Genomic DNA, 15566 nt, shown 5'->3' on the forward strand with positions numbered 1-15566 from the left:
CTGGGAGGCAGCTCCCAACTTCAATGACGCCGCAGAGTCTTATTGAAGGAACTCCCGGAGCTGCTGGTGTGCGGGGTCCTGACCAATAAACAACACAATCGATTCATGTGTCGGCGCATACAGCGTCATCTCGGTTCCTTTTTCCGAATACCCGGTTCCAGCTGGTTGGATAAAACCCACGTTTTCAAGCTTCGAGAGGTGATAATGAACGTTTTGGAGAGATGTTTCGGTCTCGGCTTGAATGTCGCAGGGAGTCGATGGGTGATTGTAGATGATCGACAGTATCTGACGGGTCGTTGACGCTGTCAATGCGTTGTACGCAGCATCGACACCCGCATCATTCTCATCGATAATACGCGATTCGGCAGGAGTTGTATGTACTTCGTTCCGCAATGGGAGCAAACTCATCCCTTCTATCTATTGAAGCATCATATTTGAGTATACGATCCCTACACGTATTTTATTATACCACTAAGATTAATTGATGCCGGTATATAATTAGAAATATATTCGTCATCTGATAATGTCTGCCCTTGGTTAAATTGAGTTGATTGTATTCTAAGCATCCGACCCGACGAGACAACAACTCGTGAGACGAGAAAAATGGCTCAGAAATAGTGCTGAATTGGGGGATGTTGTGCTGGGGTTGTCGGTTGTGAGTAACTATACTGGCACCTACCCCTCTCTGTGCAAGGTTACCTGTCTGAGTGAAAGTGCGGTGAGTGAGGCGATACGATTATCCGAAGCTGGTGCCCGTCACGTACTCGTAAGCACAATGGCTGGCGATACCTTCGCATTATTCCACGTTCACTCAGCTGCTCGTTCGTCGTCGAACATTTCGACCGGCAGCCCGAGCGTTAGATCAAGATCCTCAGACATCCGATGGTGACGAACATCACGTGCGATGTCGTATAACGCCTGTGTGAATCCGACGATTCTCATCAAGATGTGAATGACATGATGAGCGACAAGATAGACTGGTGGAGGTTTCATTACGTTTGGGGCGACGTCCATCGCATCTATAATGGCGAACACGACAGCTGTCGTCAGATCTTCGGCTGGATCGTACTAGTGATGACCCACCTGAATTCGCGTCGAGTTGTGGAAGAATCATCTGTCCTGTTCGTTTCATTAGAAATGTATTCCCATAGCATGAAGTAGGGAATATGACCATCTGACAATAATATTCTACCGACACTTAGAGGCCTTTTCAATGGGATCTACGAGAATATTCCTGTCGTGCGTACCTATATCCTTCACTCACGCTGGAATCAAATGCCTATCGACGGAGACTCCGAAACTGGCGACATGACCAAGCGTCCTCGGTTTCGCATACTACACGCGGAGACTCTCATGGTACGATCTACAGTCACATAGTGCTAGTGTTGGTTTCGCTCACGACCGTTTAGGGATAGTGGCGGTATATCCTCAAACCAATTCTGTCACTCAAATCTTCACAAAGAATTATCATGATGTATTAATAATAAGAAATTATACATGATTACTAAGTACTATTCTACTGTTTGTCGATCTGGCAGCCAAAACGGGCTGTCGAAACACGAATTTGGTTCATTGGCAAACCGTGTGATCCACCACACGGTTTCTGTTTTAACGTCTCCTCGTGAGGACCAAATGCATCCTGAACCCGTCGACGGGGGAAACTGTGGGAGACCAATTCCTTCTGCGGAAAAGTGCTGCGACAGTACTATCCATCGGTGCGTTGTCCGGCTACCTCCACTGGAATGGAACGACCGTGGATCGGCCGTCCACATCCCGAGACATTCCACGATGACGTGAACAGTCGACACACAGAGGCGGCTTGTTCGAAGGACGGAGCTGCCCTCAGTACCGACCGACGTGAGCGCCTCACTCATCACCACTCAAGCGATTCGCTGGGAGGTGCCGCCGGACAGCTTCACAGATCTGAGAAAACGGGAAGACGCAGCCTCACTCGGTGATATCACTGGAAACGGGTTCAGCCACGACGATCTGTCCGTCGCTCGTCACCGTCACGCGGAATCCCCGATAAAGAAACTGCACGCGGCCGAGCAAGGCCCCACTGGCTCTATCGAGTGCTCTGCAACGGCCTGCCACTCGCTTGCCTCGCCATTGCCCGTAGGCGGGCGGGTGCTGTCGGGCTCGTCAGCGCGAATGTCTCTCATCGCGCCCCACGGGAGTCGGTCCCGTGACCGGATGACTCGACGGCGGTCGCAACGCTGTCGATATCGTGGCCGCTCACTCCTCGGCAGGCTTATCTTCGTCCCGGTCAGAAAAGGGCGTTTCGAGCCACCACGTGACGAGCGTCGTGAGGACCGCCACCAGACTATTTGTTCTACCCGTTCCCCCGATGGCTGTTACATCCGCGCCATCGTTGCTAACCATCGTGCTCATGAGGACCGTCTCACGATCGGTGCGGGCGTTTCCCCTCACCGGGCTGGAGGTGTGCAACGTAACTAGCAGCTTCGTACTGACTCATCCTCATTTCTTGGAACAGCTCAACGGCGATCAACTGAGTGGATCGCTCAGCGAGCATGAACGTCCCGCCAGCGACGGATGTCCAGCAATCCCACTGTCGACTGGTTATGGATCATCAGATCCCGACCCTGAACACCTTCATGGTATGGGGGTGTGAGGATGTTCGTGACAACCGATATCCTATCGTCAAGTCTCGGTTATCATTCCGCTCATCGCTCGTCGCCTGATGTTGTTGCCAGAGTGGTAACAATCGAGATATCTATGTCTGGTTACACCGTACTATGACGTCTAATGGCATAGTACTGTAGATCACCAATGTAGCCAATCGACGGTAAGACACGATGGAACACGACACCGCCTACACGAGCGCGGTTGACACTCTTGAAGCACTTGGACTCAAGCAGTACGAGGCAGCGTGTTTACGGCGCTGACGCGACTCTCGTATGGGTCGGCCAAGGATCTGAGCGAGGTCACAGACGTTCCCCGGACACGCGTCTACGATGCCATTGAGCAACTCCAACGTGACGGATTGGTCGATGTCCAACAGTCAACTCCTCAACAATTTCGAGCCGTCTCGATTACGGAAGCGACCGCGCTGTTGCGCCAACGCTTCGATACGCGATTGAACCGCCTGCAGACCAGCCTCGACGCCTTAGAGCCGATTGAGGCCAACACCCGCACCCCTCCGCTGAATGTTTGGACGACGACCGGGAGTGAGACAATCACCCGGCGCATGATCGACTTTCTTGACCGGGCAGCCGATGAGATTATCCTGATCGTGAATGGTGAGCCCGTCATCACTGACCGGTTGCTCGATCGAGTACGAGCTGCCTCCAACCGAGGGGTCGAAATTTACGTTGGAACGCTATCCGAGGGAGTCCATGATCGCCTACGAACGATGCTTCCCGACGTCACGCTGTTCGAATCAGAACTCGACTGGCTCCAACCACGTGGGGCAGAAGACGAGTCGATCGGCCGCCTGCTGTTGGTCGACCGTGAGACACTCCTCGTGAGTTCGATCGGCCACCACAGTCCTGTAATCGAGACGGCGCTCTGGAGTGAGGGCGTCGACAACGGGCTGTTGGTGATCGCTCGCCGGCTCCTCGCGACCGGGCTCGATCCAGAAAGAGGAATGCGCGAGACAACGAGGGAGTGACAGCCCTCCACAACGAGGAAAAGACACACGAACACGACAACAACGGACACCTTAGACAATCACTACTACACAGGTCCATGACTGTCATCACCGATATTTCAGTGCCAGCAGACCAGTTCGCACTCGGGCGCCTGCTCGATGAGTAACCGGATATCGCCATCGAACTCGAACGGCTCGTTCTACTGCACGATGGAATCATCCCCCTGTTTTGGGTCGAAGGAGCGACGCTCGAGGATTTAAGAGCCACCGTTGAAACGGACCCGGTCTCCGAAGAAGTACACCACCTGACAGAGATGGATGGGCGCCATCTCTTCGAGATCCAGTGGAGTCCAGACGTCAACGCGCTCGTCGACCCGATGATCGAGAGTGGGGCGGAGGTCCTGCCCGCCACGGGCACGGTCAACGTCTGGGAGTTCAGGCTCCAGTTTCGCAATCGCGCGCGGTTGGCCACCTTTCGTGAGCGCTGTCAGGACAACGAGGTGGATATGCACCTGAACGCCCTCTACAATCCCACCGTCCCGGCCGAGAAAACAGACGACGAACTCACGGCCGAACAGTACGACATCATCGATACCGCCTATCGCAATGGGTATTGGGAAATTCCCCGGGAGATCACCATGGGCGAGTTGGCAGAGCTAATCGGGATTAGCTCGAATGCTGCCTCCCAACGGTTGCGCCGCGGGCTTACCGTACTCGTCGGAGAGGCACTCACCCCATACTAGCGATACGGGCCCTTTAGGGCGGGGAGGAGTCACTGTCGCTCTACTGTAGTATCGTATATGGACGTTGGGGACGCATTGCAATTGTTAGCAGATCCCTATCGCTGCCGGCTGGTGTTGACATCGCTGGAGCACAATCTTGAAGACGAAAGCGACATTTCGGCCGTGATGGCAGACGATGCCGAGGAGTTCGAAGAGCTCTCTCTCAAGATGTATCATCACCATCTGCCGAAATTGGAGAAGGCGGGCGTGATCGAGTGGGACAGAAACGAGAACGTGGTGCGCAAAGGCCCGACGTTTGAGGAATTGGTGCCACTCCTTCGGCTCATCGACGACCATCAGGAGGAACTGCCCGGAGGATGGCTCTGAACTGCGAGAGAGGCAACCATTCAGCACGGATGGGTCAGATGATCGAAATGAGATCTGCTTGGTCCTGATTGGATGCGCTGATGTGCCAGTGGTGATGTCCGACAGGGCGATCATTCATTCCATATTTCGTCTTCTAGTGCGTCAAGCTCGTCCTCAAACGCAGCGGTGTCGATGTCCTCAGCGGATGCGTTTCCTTAGGTCTCATCGGTTGCCCGGTTGGACATTCGATGGAACTGGTCGAGAGAGACGACGTAGCGGCGAAGTTCTTCGCGGTTGTCGAGGGCGTGGTAGTAGCTATCGTCGGTCTTGCCGATATAGCCCTCTTCGTGGAGTCGTTTGAGCGTTGTCGTCGCGTTTCCGTGCGGAATGTCGAGGTGATTCCTGATTTCGATGGATCTGTATCCATACTCGGAGTTGGCATAGAGAAACGCCACGATGTCGGATTTCGTGATGTCCGGCGTGAGATCAGCCTCGAGAGTCAGCGGATCAAGATGGACTGGTATTGTATCGTGTCGTAATTCTTTGTCGTATGAGGGAGTTCTGATCGCGGTATGCAGTCGAGGAAACTGCACGCACGGAGGATGTAACAGGGAACGGGTTCCGGCGAGATCTGCGCGGAGTGTCGGTGAATTTAACCTTATATAACACTTTGACGCCGTCAGTCCTCGATCGATTACATAAGGCACAAAGAAAACAACACTCATCTGAAGTGGTGAAAATCATATCGCGACAAATGATCTACGTCAGTAGCTATCCGCAGATTGAGACGGATTTGTACGCATGACTGCTGAGACAGCTTCTGACTCACTGCCATCGACCGTAGGACTCGATACTGCTCTATTTCATAAATGCCACAAACCTTACAATGCACTGGGGCTTGTATAACTATATGTCTGGTCTAATTCTGGACAGCCTATGTGAGATGTATAATCCAGATCTTTGGGCGATGAAGGCTGTCTTTTTGGGTTCTGCATTCATATTGCTACTATTCTTGGCTAGTCCAGAGTTCACAAACCCATACTACACCGTTGGAGTAGCAGCGACAGTTTTCACAATCATGTCGTCAGTTGCTATCCTCGCTGTCGAACGAAGGAACTAATCGATGACAATACGCTCTGCTTTGACCACGGATGTACTCCTGAAATCATATACATCAATGGAAGACAGTATCCAATTAATCTAGACCTATATAAATTAATTTTCTTAGGTTTAATATAAAATAATATTCAGATACTATAATTGTCTGTCTGACGGCTTGTAAATACACACGCTTAACCGTCTTTGATCACTCATCGGGGGCATGATTGATTCGATTCGAGGAGAGTTGGCCGAAGCGCTCCATGCTGCAACGCTGGGAGAAGGGGTAGCGTGTGATTATCACCAGAGACCAAAGGAGATCTCGACGGAGGAATCAGTGTTGGTCGAAGCAATGCGGCTCGTCGATCATCCACAGCTTCAAATCGAGCAATGGCCTGAGGATTGGGTGATCGATGCTGTTCGGTGTGCCGATCACGCTGTCGATGAGATCGTGGCTCCGACACGAGGTTTCGAAGAGGCGTTAATCAGCGTGTCGCTCACGGTCTCGAATGGTGTTGTGAGTGTCTCGATGCCCTCCTCGGACGATGTCTCCGTGCTCGACGTCTCACCTGCAACTGATGGCACGCGTCCGATACTAATCGATCAGCAGCTCGTCGACGCAAGACAACCGAACGACCACGGGGTATTTCGCTGGACGCGAATCGCCGGGATGTTAGCTGCTGAGCCTCCCGAGCCCCTCCGAGGACACATCGAGAACTTGATCGAGGGCTCACAAACGGTGCCAGAGACCGTCGAAAAGAGAATCTGAGAGTACGCACGTTTCTCTCTCGGACACCGGAGACCTCAGAACGGGTGTAGAACTAAACACGCTCCTGAGCGACTGGTATGGAGGAACATCACATGTCCGATGGAGTGGGCGGACCGTCCCATTGACTCAAGTCCACACCACTGACAACGGAGAGCGAACGGTCTGCGCCAGGTGCCAGACCATCGAGGAGTGAGTATTCAAGTAGCCGAAATGGCGAGATATATTTGAAAGAGATATCACACTAATGGTAGTGGTAGCACTTCTCTGTATAGTTCTTGGCACTATATTTGGGAGCGTAACCAATACACAATTATCTAACTTTATTGTTGGAAGCACTGGCGCCTATCTCATTGGAATGACGGGAATCGAAATTAGAATAGATACGACCACCCCCGTCCACCTCATTATGTATGGCGGAATGGTAGTGTGTCTCACTGGTGGTGTAGCCCTCTCGCAGTTTCTGTAACCACGGTAATGATATATCAGTGAGACCGGGCGTGCAAATTAGCTCAGTCTCTGTCAGCAACGTAGTTTTATCCTTTATCCTTATCAGGAATACAAATATAGGTATTATACGTAATTTATCATTATAATATATTTATAGAAATACTTTTTCAAAAACCATAATAACTGAACGTGAGAATAGTAACTATGAAACGATTCATTTCTGACCCATACACCAAGCGCCAAAGCGTTGGATTTGGGCTTTTCATGCTCATGATTGGTGTGGTATTATTATTTTTGAGGACGAGCATCAGAACGTCTACCTGGCCAGTAGCTACAGGATCGTTAGCCATACTCGGAGGCCTTCTATTACTGATCGGTCCCACAGGAAGTTGGATTGGTGTCCAATCACTTTCTGAAACGTGGTGTTTGACCACAGGCGTCGGGTCGATACTTATCGGACTATCGCTCGTCCTCATACCGGTTTTCCACCGGACAATTGCGCTTATCGGGGTGGGTCTGTTGGGAGGGATTGCGTTAATTGGGCAGGGAATCGTAACGGTTCGAGCGCAACCAGAGATGGAATGAATCAGGGAACCGCAGTTTCAGGTGGCAATTACTCAGAGACACCACGCAGAGAGGGACCGACAAACCTCCGCCGCGAGTGTGAGACGGATGGTGAGTGAACAGTAGCAGCTATTGCTCAAACCGATGGGATAGCTGTGTTCTCCTGTGAGGACTATGAAACCGAGATCGACCTAGATATGATTCAAACATTAATTTCACAGATAGAGATTGGAACCAAGCTAGCAAGGAGGGGTCAGCTATCTCATCTCGAGTATAGGCCAGTTCTCTGTTGGGTCGCGGTATACTCTAGATTGCACATTTGTAGAGAAACGTGTAACTGGAGGAACGAATCGTAGCGAATGCGTGTCTCAAGGTGATCAACACGGCACGGAGCGACTCGCACTTGCCCTGCCATGACCTCTGATGACTACGATAGTGATCACCGGATCAATCAGCAGTCCTGCGTAGAGTGAATTTCACATTTGGTCCACTAGGCTGGCGTATTTATTGAGTGGCAGCGTTAGTATCACCACCCCTGACGAAATATATGAGCAAACAAATAGATGTCCTTAATCAGCTCTTCGAGGAGGTATGGAACGGAGGAACCCCGGATGTTGCGGACCAACTCGTTCATCCAGAGTATGTGATTCACGACCGCGAACTCGCTAGCGAACTGCGCGGGCCAGAGCTGTATAAGACGTTGGCGAGTGTGACGCGAGAGAGCTACTTGGACTTCGAGTTGACTATTGATGACGTCATAGAAGAAGGAAACAAAGTGACCCTTCGGTGGACGATGACCGGGACCCATGAAGAGACAGGGAAACGAGTCGAGATGCCCGCTATCGGGATCAATCGATTCGAGGAGGGCCAGCTGATTGAGTCCTGGACCCAGTCCGACACGTACGGCCTCATACAGCAGCTCGAAGCTGAGTAGAGAGAACAAGAGAAGCCGTGACTGAGCGTCACGGGATTCACAGTTATGTCGATTCATGAAATCTGGTAGCAAGTACTCACCTGGAATCCCAGAGTAGGTAGAACTAAACACTCTTCCGAGCGAGCGATCAGTTCCCTCTCGTACGCAAGCACCGAGAAGGTCGATTTCGTGGATCTGTTCATTGGATACAGCCAATGATGGTGTCGACATACAACCCACTACGCGCCCGATCAATCTAGTTCTACCGCTATCAATAACTGAGAAATACCAGCGAGGGGACGATGGACGGCCACGGCTCGTAACCGAGGGCAACCGACGGGGAGAGGACTACAATTGGCCCAGGTGGACAGTAGCGTATCGAGGGGGCATCGGTATCGTCAGGGCGCTTTCACAGGAGGCTGACGGTGGTCTGCCTCTTCATTTTAAGTCTCCACCCATCCGTCTTTACTGCGTACTTTGAGTTTGATTGCTGATGCCGTGATTTGGGCCCACATTGGCATCAGCGTTGTCCCGGTCGGTACCGGTCTGGGGGCACTGATGACGCGGAGAGGTGGCCGCCGCCATCGACAATTCGGACGAGCGTACGTCTACAGCATTGGGTTCGTGGTAGCGAGTGCGATTGTTCTCGTGTCATTGCGGTGGAGCCCAGTCCTGCTCATCGCTGTCTTCAGTTTTCATCTAGCGTTCTCGGGCAATCGTGTTCGTTCGTGGAAACGTGATGGACAGCCAACGGCTCTCGATTGGGCCGCAGCCAGCCTGACGCTGGTGACGGGCTTTGCGATTGCGGGCCTCGTTCTCTTGGGGTATCTGGGGTGGTTGGTCCGTTCAACGTTGCAGCCGGCGTTCGTGCCCGCTATTCTTGGCGTCTCAGTCGGATACTTTCCGCTCATGGATCTATGATGATTCTGAACACTATCGAGCGAGCCACAGCAATGGTTTATCGGCCACCTCATCCGAATGGCTACGTCGTACTTCATCACGATAGCCACTGTTTCCATAACGAATTTTGACTTTCTGCCGCTGACGACTCGACCCCTCTGGCCAGCGATAATTGGTGTTTCCCTCGACATCTGGCTACGCCGATACCGCCGACAGTTGCCATGGAGGGTTGCGAAGTAAGACTGTACTGCACACGCCCACGCCGATGACAGTTACAGCGCACGTTGACAACTCTCTGAATGTTGAGGGCTGACCTTGATCCGACCAATGAAACACATTATATATCTTATTCTTGATCTTGGTTAGCCTCGAACGTCTCAATCCTGTCGTGGTTTTCGGTGGACACACCGTGATCGAGACAACAGATCACGGACTGCGGCGATATACTCATTCGTATTCTGAATATCTACCGTGTGGAACTATGACGATCTCTGTTGATACACCGAACAGCTATGCGTTACGATGCTAACATTGTCATGGTTAGTTGCAGCTCAGCGGCCGCCTACTGCACACAGGCCAATTCAGATTGATCGAAGGGATCAGTACGAACCAGTGAGGAAGTGTTCACTTTACTCGGTTAGCCAGCTACCGTCTGTCACATCGAACTCGTGGACTTCATCGGAGAAACCTTCCGGTGGGAGCCAGATGGCGAGTTCATTCGGACCGAGGAAGGCATCGTAGATCCGCTTTGGAGGGAGTTCGATCACGCGGTTCACAGTCACGCTTCGCTCTTCACTTATTGTAGTATGACCAATCATGGAAGGTTCTGTATTGTATCATCGTCCATATCCTATAATTAGCCACAAGTCATAAGTAAACATACAGAGAAACAATACGTAACATGTTGAGAGACGCGTTATCGTATCCTCGGCGTGATAATAGCTGGCGGACAGTCGTGATCGGCGGATTGCTGACGTTTTTCTGGTGGATTTTCTTCGTGCCGATATTCATCGTGTCTGGGTACAGCGTTCACGTGCTCCGGTCGTCGGCGCTGGGCGAAGCGGAGGCTCCTCGATTCGATGACTGGGGTCACCTATTGGTCGACGGTCTCAAGGCATTCGTCATCTATTTCGCGTACGGCTCCGTTCCGTTTCTAATTGCCTTTGTTGCCCTGTCCGGGACGATGTTTGAGGGAGGGGTAAACGGTGGAGCGGTAGCTATAGTGAATCTCCCACAACTGATCGCCCTCGTCAGTGGTGTGCTTATTATCACCATGGCCGCTCTCATTCCTATTGCGCTGACCAACTTCGCGCTTGAAGACCGCCTCGGTGCAGCATTCGAGTTTCGGACAATTGTTAACGCGGCGACCACGGGTGACTACATCAAAGCCGTTCTCTCTTCCATACTCATCGGAGTCCTCGGCTCGGTCGTCTTCTTGATCGGCGTCTCCATTTACACGACGATCTCCACAGAGGGCTACTGGCTCCTTTTAGAAATTATCACAGGAACTCCAGACCCGACGCCAGATCGTATTTCGACACTTGAGTTCGTCCTCGCTGTTATCGACTATGTGGGTATGGCCGTCGTCGCCTCGTTCGTCGGATTATACGTGCTGATGGCCATCTACCACCTCCTCGGTCAGGAATGTGCCACAGCCCTCGTTGACGATTCGTCGTCCTCACTACTCAAATCATCATAACCCGTCTCAGCAGGAGCGGAAATGCCCGCTCAGTGCTGAGTTTGAGACCGGATACCGGGCACGACGACCGATCGATCGCTCACGACGTGTACGCCGACGATGGGCCATGCCTACTCTAAGGGTGATCGAGATGTCTGATCAGAGGCCTTGACACGTCGGTCACCCAAGCTATCGAGTCAGTCATCCGCCGCCGTTCGTGGATCGAGCGCGTCCTCGTCACCTGATCTTACGCTACGCTTCCGTATCGATGCTCGTCATCTAACAAGCGAAGCAGTACAATTAACATATAGCTGGATAACGTTTCAGAACATGAGCTTGGCCGTCGTCACGAAAAAGGAGTTTCAGGACGCAATTCGTTCGTACACGCTCTATGGGCTCATCACTCTCTTTGTAGCCATGACTGCATTCTGGGCAGCGATTCATTGGATTCCTGAAATGGCTGACCCAGTAAATGGAAATTTGGATACGATCGCGTTGCTAAATAGCATGAGACAACCTGCAATCTACCTTATTCCGATGGTTTCGATTGTGGTCGGGCACAAAGCCATCGCCGCCGAGCGTGAGAGTGGAAGTATCCGGTTGCTTCTCAGCCTCCCACACACCCGGCAGGATGTGGTGGTCGGGAAGGTTCTCGGTCAAACAGCTGTGGTCGCAGCAGCGATCATACTAGGCTACGTTGCTGCTGGCAGCATTGCGTTTTTGACCTATGATTCGTTCGCGTTTGTGATCTTCGGGAAGTATCTCATACTCTCGGTGCTCTATGCGCTGGTTTGTCTTTCGATTGCGGTTGCAGTTTCAGCGAGTGCACGACAGATAGAGCGGGCGTTCGCCGGCGCTGTCGGGCTGTATCTTGTACTTTTGGTCCTCTGGGATACGATCGTTGCTGGACTTATCGTGGTATTCGTTGGGTGGTCGCCTCAACCGGGCGAAATTCCTGACTGGCTGACCGTCCTTCACTCACTAAATCCTTCGACAGCGTTCGCTCAGGCTACGCGAGCGGTCATTCCTGTCACTCGTGAGATCACGACGTTCCCCACGTTAGAGTCAAGTATTTGGATGGAATGGTATGGATTCATCGTGCTGGGGCTATGGATCGTCATTCCGGTTGGACTTAGTTATCTCTTATTCGAGCGAGCCGATATACAGTGATCTATCATCCACAAACTATCACCCGGTACACGTGGTTGCGTCACTAGTGCGATGTGATGGCCCGACTGCTCGGCATCTTGGTTCGACCGCTTCTTTCCGAATCTAGAGACGCACACGGGGTAAAAGAGCCTGAATCGGTGACGGCAGAGCGTTGGCGGTCCGGATAGGTTCCTTCTCATGGGAGTGAAATGCTCGCTAGGCCAGCCTGTCTCCCGAAGCGTTTGTTATTTCTTTCATTTGGAAATGGTACACAAAGACCAGATCGATCAGACGCATAGTTGGGTGTATGGCAACAACATCACCGAATGTGTTGCGAACGGTTCCACGAGATCGAATTTCACTAGTGCCTGCGTACGACAGTGCCGAACAGAAAGCGCTGGATACGACCCTCGTGACGGCGATGGAACGCGCCAAAGCGGCTGAGGAAGCAGTCCTTGCCCACGTATTTCGATGTGATGTCGGCTCGGAACGTTACCAAGAGTACGGCGACAAGCCAGATCGAATGAAACTCGCTCTATGAGACGGAATTATGTGATATATTCTCGCGACACATTCTTGAGAGAAGGTCTCAAACCATTGGTATGGACTACAAGGACTTCGGAGTAATCGGACTGGCTGTCATTGGTGGCAGCGTCGGAGGTTCTGTCGGAGGCTTTGGCGGTTTCGTTGGTGGTGTGTTCGCTGGCTCGGCGGTCGGCGCAAAGTGGGCACATGAATCGGATTCGGTCCGTGCCCTCCGTCAGCGCGTCGCTGAACTCGAAGCTGACCAGCCAGAGAACTAACGGCAACGAGGACGCAGATTCGATGTGACTCAACAGCAAGGACTTCCAAGGGATGCAACCCTTCTGGCCGGACTGGCGCTTTCGATTTTCGGCCTCACGAACGTGTTTTCCATTGCGGGAACCCTACTTGAACGCTGGACGATACTATCGACGGTCCAACTGGGAGTTGGGGTTGGATTCCTTTCAATGGTCGTTGGGTATGGATTCGCAGCCGGATCAGTCAGGCGACGTTCACTGGTCGGGTTGGCACTTACCCTTTCGTGGATGGCGTTCTTCTATGGAGGAGCCCTCCGCCTTCTCGGCTGGGGTGGACTGCTCGTCTGCATTGGGCTGCTCGTCTTCGACGGAGTACGCGAAGACCGACTCGGTATCGGGGTGCATTTCCTGCAAAGTGGGGGGGTGATGTTGCTGACTGTGGCAGGGATTTCTGCATACGGAATGATCCAAGAATCAATCCCGATAACAGGTATCTCGAGCCTCTGAGGGTGGAGTGGCATCGTGCTGTCTGTCGGCGGGTTCGCACTGTGGATAGTTGGGCTCACGTACAACAGTTCCCACTTAGAAACGAGCTCCGAAATTCCCTAAGAGAGTGTCTACTTTGACCAATCCGACCACCCACCGATCCATAACGTCCCAGAGACGGTTTTTATGTGTGGTGATTTCCATTGTGCACCATGTCGATTAAAGATAGGATTTTCATATTTGGTGGACCAGGAACGTTACATGACAGGCTTAAATTCATAATATTAGCACCTATATTTATTGTTGTGGGTGTGACTATTAGATTCATGTTTATTCCTACATTTGAGGAAATACTGTTGTTGAATTTCATCATAAATATTTCATTTCCAGTAGGAACAGTGTACATTGGACTATTTCTATTAGATCGTATTGACTAGCAGTATAGTAAAAAGAGTTTTACAGATTGCTCGTATCTCCTTGTAAACTGAGATACATATCGAAATGTCCTGAGATCGCTTCGATCTAGTTTCATACGGCCATTCGGTCAGTTCCGAGACCTCGCTACTTCATTTCAGGCATCTCAGAGGATCTGTTTAGCTTCGACAGGAACTGATAAAATGAGGTGGGAAGACACCGCAGAAAAATTGTGCAGACACGGCCACGGATCTCACCGAACGGGTGCAAGAAATCGCGAAATCGCGAGGCATCCCCGTGTCGAAGATCCTCGAACAGGCGCTGGAACGCGGTGTTGAAGACCTCTGGATTGACACCATCCTCTCGCGGTACGTGAACGACGAAATCGATCGAAAGACGGCGTTCGAACTCGTGGGACGAGACCGCGTCGAGCGTGCAGAACGCGAACTGCAGGCAGTCGAAGACGATGTTCGGTGGGGCAGAGTGCGTGATCGTTGCGGTCGCTGATACAGGCCCGCTCATCCACCTGAGACGGATCGACGATGAATCCCTGCATTGGGAATAACGTACTCAACTTCCACTATTGATTGTAGATATATTGTCTGTAGATTTATTCTCCCGACTCTTTGGCTTCATTCACTTTTTCTGTTAGAAGTTGCTTTAGCACAGCGCTCGGCACTTTTTGTTCATATTTAATTTGTATAGTTTCCTTTCCTGTTTTGAAGCCTTTTTCTTCAAGCATTTTGCGATCTTCATGTTGAAGTGCGTCTGCGCCAATGCCAATGGTTGCATGATTTTTGTGTGCGGACAGCCCAACATGATTATTATCGAATTCGTAGAACGGAACGTTGTATTTTATCCCTTCTTCTGCCGCTGGAATTGTGGATTTTATTAATTCCCGGAGTTCCTCGAGCGTCGAGCGAGCTTCTTTGTCTGCATTGGCAACGTATGAATCAACATCTTTTGTGTTTGACATTTTTACTCACCCAATTACTCTCACTGAGGTTCTGTGTACGGGTGGCCTTTTCTTAATGAAATCGATGAGTTTCAGGATCGAGGGAAAAACACATCAACAATATCCAAGTCGCACTCGTCAACGACAACGAATATCCGATTCGCACCGAGGTAACCGACAAGCTGAATCCATGCCACAACTCGCTCTATGAGCATGATCCAACCAAGCATGGTCAGGACCTCCAGCGATATTTCGAAGGATATCGTGATGTCGACGGATACGACCTCTGCAACTGGTGGGGGTTCTAACCTCGAATCCATATGCTATTGATATTTTGAAGTGCCTTGGACGATATTACTCATTCATATTGTGCGTCTTGCTAAAATTCGCTTCAGGAAATCTTTATCAAGGCACTGACAGAAATGGTGCTTGAGGTATATCGAAGATGACTGACGCCCTCTTGATTCCATTGCGAGGACTTCATCACAGCAAGAATAGTACAACACGGTTCCACAGCGAGGGAGTCCAATGACAGTCTGGCGCACTGCGAGCCCATCAGCTAGACTGACAGACCCTGACGACCTCACTCCGCCCCACGATACAACGTTCGCTGAGGCACAGGAGGCGGTGAATATTGTGGTCTTTGAGCCGACATGGCTCCCGGACGACTGTCGTATCACAGAAATTACTCTGCGTCCCGAACAGCCACCTGGCCG

At 51.5% G+C, this 15566-nt stretch carries 20 protein-coding genes; 15 read left to right on the top strand and 5 right to left on the bottom strand.

Features of this window, described 5'->3' with window-relative positions; genetic code table 11:
• Nucleotides 1-39: 39 nt before the first annotated feature.
• Together MW898_RS24585 and MW898_RS24590 are read right to left on the bottom strand one after the other, a co-directional pair.
• Nucleotides 40-408, bottom strand: a complete 369-nt coding sequence (locus MW898_RS24585) for an ArsR/SmtB family transcription factor (RefSeq protein ID WP_248910936.1) — start codon at nucleotides 406-408, stop codon at nucleotides 40-42.
• Between the two features lie 399 nt (nucleotides 409-807).
• On the bottom strand, nucleotides 808-993 hold the full coding sequence (locus MW898_RS24590; RefSeq protein WP_248910937.1) for a hypothetical protein: 186 nt from the start codon (nucleotides 991-993) through the stop codon (nucleotides 808-810).
• An 864-nt stretch (nucleotides 994-1857) separates the two neighbouring features.
• Between MW898_RS24590 and MW898_RS24595 the strand changes: the two genes are divergently transcribed.
• From MW898_RS24595 to MW898_RS24615, 5 genes are all read left to right on the top strand, one after another.
• The gene (locus MW898_RS24595) at nucleotides 1858-2457 is read left to right on the top strand and encodes a hypothetical protein (protein ID WP_248910938.1); all 600 of its coding nucleotides are present in this window, start codon (nucleotides 1858-1860) and stop codon (nucleotides 2455-2457) included.
• 433 nt (nucleotides 2458-2890) lie between these two features.
• A complete protein-coding gene (locus MW898_RS24600; protein WP_248910939.1) occupies nucleotides 2891-3631 on the top strand; it encodes a TrmB family transcriptional regulator in 741 nt (246 codons plus the stop codon).
• Entirely contained in the window at nucleotides 3628-3777 is a 150-nt protein-coding gene (locus MW898_RS24605) for a hypothetical protein (protein ID WP_248910940.1), read from the top strand. The genes MW898_RS24600 and MW898_RS24605 overlap by 4 nt, the downstream gene beginning before the upstream one ends.
• A 12-nt stretch (nucleotides 3778-3789) precedes the next feature.
• The gene (locus MW898_RS26150) at nucleotides 3790-4353 is read left to right on the top strand and encodes a helix-turn-helix domain-containing protein (protein ID WP_264556728.1); all 564 of its coding nucleotides are present in this window, start codon (nucleotides 3790-3792) and stop codon (nucleotides 4351-4353) included.
• Nucleotides 4354-4410: 57 nt separating this feature from the next.
• Nucleotides 4411-4719 carry a DUF7344 domain-containing protein gene (locus MW898_RS24615; protein WP_248910941.1) on the top strand — a complete coding sequence of 103 codons (309 nt, stop codon included), beginning with the start codon at nucleotides 4411-4413 and terminating at the stop codon, nucleotides 4717-4719.
• A gap of 194 nt (nucleotides 4720-4913) precedes the next feature.
• Here the strand turns inward: MW898_RS24615 and MW898_RS24620 are convergent, their stop codons facing one another.
• Nucleotides 4914-5423 (bottom strand): MarR family transcriptional regulator, encoded by a 510-nt coding sequence (locus tag MW898_RS24620; RefSeq protein WP_248910942.1) that lies wholly within the window; start codon nucleotides 5421-5423, stop codon nucleotides 4914-4916.
• A 596-nt stretch (nucleotides 5424-6019) separates the two neighbouring features.
• On the opposite strand from MW898_RS24620, the gene MW898_RS24625 reads away from it, so the two are divergent.
• The 3 genes from MW898_RS24625 to MW898_RS24635 all read left to right on the top strand — a co-directional run bounded on the left by MW898_RS24625 (nucleotide 6020) and on the right by MW898_RS24635 (nucleotide 9410).
• A complete protein-coding gene (locus MW898_RS24625) occupies nucleotides 6020-6565 on the top strand; it encodes a hypothetical protein (RefSeq protein ID WP_248910943.1) in 546 nt (181 codons plus the stop codon).
• A 1558-nt stretch (nucleotides 6566-8123) separates the two neighbouring features.
• Entirely contained in the window at nucleotides 8124-8510 is a 387-nt protein-coding gene (locus MW898_RS24630) for an ester cyclase (RefSeq protein WP_248910944.1), read from the top strand.
• A gap of 477 nt (nucleotides 8511-8987) precedes the next feature.
• Nucleotides 8988-9410, top strand: a complete 423-nt coding sequence (locus MW898_RS24635) for a hypothetical protein (protein WP_248910945.1) — start codon at nucleotides 8988-8990, stop codon at nucleotides 9408-9410.
• A 608-nt stretch (nucleotides 9411-10018) separates the two neighbouring features.
• On the opposite strand, the gene MW898_RS24640 is transcribed toward MW898_RS24635, so the two are convergent.
• A complete protein-coding gene (locus tag MW898_RS24640; protein WP_248910946.1) occupies nucleotides 10019-10171 on the bottom strand; it encodes an SRPBCC family protein in 153 nt (50 codons plus the stop codon).
• Between the two features lie 119 nt (nucleotides 10172-10290).
• On the opposite strand from MW898_RS24640, the gene MW898_RS24645 reads away from it, so the two are divergent.
• From MW898_RS24645 to MW898_RS24675, 6 genes are all read left to right on the top strand, one after another.
• Nucleotides 10291-11088, top strand: coding sequence for a DUF4013 domain-containing protein (locus MW898_RS24645; RefSeq protein ID WP_278000010.1), 798 nt, complete (start codon nucleotides 10291-10293; stop codon nucleotides 11086-11088).
• A 309-nt stretch (nucleotides 11089-11397) separates the two neighbouring features.
• A complete protein-coding gene (locus tag MW898_RS24650; protein WP_248910948.1) occupies nucleotides 11398-12237 on the top strand; it encodes an ABC transporter permease subunit in 840 nt (279 codons plus the stop codon).
• 286 nt (nucleotides 12238-12523) lie between these two features.
• Nucleotides 12524-12757 carry a hypothetical protein gene (locus MW898_RS24655; RefSeq protein WP_248910949.1) on the top strand — a complete coding sequence of 78 codons (234 nt, stop codon included), beginning with the start codon at nucleotides 12524-12526 and terminating at the stop codon, nucleotides 12755-12757.
• A 61-nt stretch (nucleotides 12758-12818) separates the two neighbouring features.
• Nucleotides 12819-13019: a hypothetical protein gene (locus MW898_RS24660; protein WP_248910950.1), complete on the top strand. Its 201-nt coding sequence runs from the start codon at nucleotides 12819-12821 to the stop codon at nucleotides 13017-13019.
• A 24-nt stretch (nucleotides 13020-13043) separates the two neighbouring features.
• Complete coding sequence (locus tag MW898_RS24665) at nucleotides 13044-13502, top strand: hypothetical protein (RefSeq protein ID WP_248910951.1); 459 nt, start codon at nucleotides 13044-13046, stop codon at nucleotides 13500-13502.
• Between the two features lie 657 nt (nucleotides 13503-14159).
• Nucleotides 14160-14402, top strand: a complete 243-nt coding sequence (locus tag MW898_RS24675) for a hypothetical protein (RefSeq protein ID WP_507237224.1) — start codon at nucleotides 14160-14162, stop codon at nucleotides 14400-14402.
• Between the two features lie 103 nt (nucleotides 14403-14505).
• Here MW898_RS24675 and MW898_RS24680 read toward each other — a convergent pair whose 3' ends face one another.
• On the bottom strand, nucleotides 14506-14871 hold the full coding sequence (locus tag MW898_RS24680; protein ID WP_248910952.1) for an iron chaperone: 366 nt from the start codon (nucleotides 14869-14871) through the stop codon (nucleotides 14506-14508).
• Between the two features lie 507 nt (nucleotides 14872-15378).
• Between MW898_RS24680 and MW898_RS24685 the strand changes: the two genes are divergently transcribed.
• Nucleotides 15379-15566 (top strand): hypothetical protein (locus MW898_RS24685; RefSeq protein WP_248910953.1); only part of this gene is annotated, 188 nt, incomplete at its 3' end.

Origin of the sequence: Halocatena marina (assembly GCF_023276375.1) — an archaeon.
GTDB classification, from domain to species: Archaea; Halobacteriota; Halobacteria; order Halobacteriales; family Haloarculaceae; genus Halocatena; species Halocatena marina.

Excerpts from the sequence above, each read along its gene's own strand:
- MW898_RS24650 (WP_248910948.1), top strand. The coding sequence starts at position 11,398 with ATGAGCTTGGCCGTCGTCACGAAAAAGGAGTTTCAGGACGCAATTCGT.
- MW898_RS24655 (WP_248910949.1), top strand. The coding sequence starts at position 12,524 with ATGGCAACAACATCACCGAATGTGTTGCGAACGGTTCCACGAGATCGA.
- MW898_RS24625 (WP_248910943.1), top strand. The coding sequence starts at position 6,020 with ATGATTGATTCGATTCGAGGAGAGTTGGCCGAAGCGCTCCATGCTGCA.
- MW898_RS24615 (WP_248910941.1), top strand. The coding sequence starts at position 4,411 with ATGGACGTTGGGGACGCATTGCAATTGTTAGCAGATCCCTATCGCTGC.
- MW898_RS24660 (WP_248910950.1), top strand. The coding sequence starts at position 12,819 with ATGGACTACAAGGACTTCGGAGTAATCGGACTGGCTGTCATTGGTGGC.
- MW898_RS24645 (WP_278000010.1), top strand. The coding sequence starts at position 10,291 with ATGTTGAGAGACGCGTTATCGTATCCTCGGCGTGATAATAGCTGGCGG.
- MW898_RS24620 (WP_248910942.1), bottom strand. The coding sequence starts at position 5,423 with ATGAGTGTTGTTTTCTTTGTGCCTTATGTAATCGATCGAGGACTGACG.
- MW898_RS24680 (WP_248910952.1), bottom strand. The coding sequence starts at position 14,871 with ATGTCAAACACAAAAGATGTTGATTCATACGTTGCCAATGCAGACAAA.
- MW898_RS24590 (WP_248910937.1), bottom strand. The coding sequence starts at position 993 with ATGAAACCTCCACCAGTCTATCTTGTCGCTCATCATGTCATTCACATC.
- MW898_RS24630 (WP_248910944.1), top strand. The coding sequence starts at position 8,124 with ATGAGCAAACAAATAGATGTCCTTAATCAGCTCTTCGAGGAGGTATGG.
- MW898_RS24585 (WP_248910936.1), bottom strand. The coding sequence starts at position 408 with ATGAGTTTGCTCCCATTGCGGAACGAAGTACATACAACTCCTGCCGAA.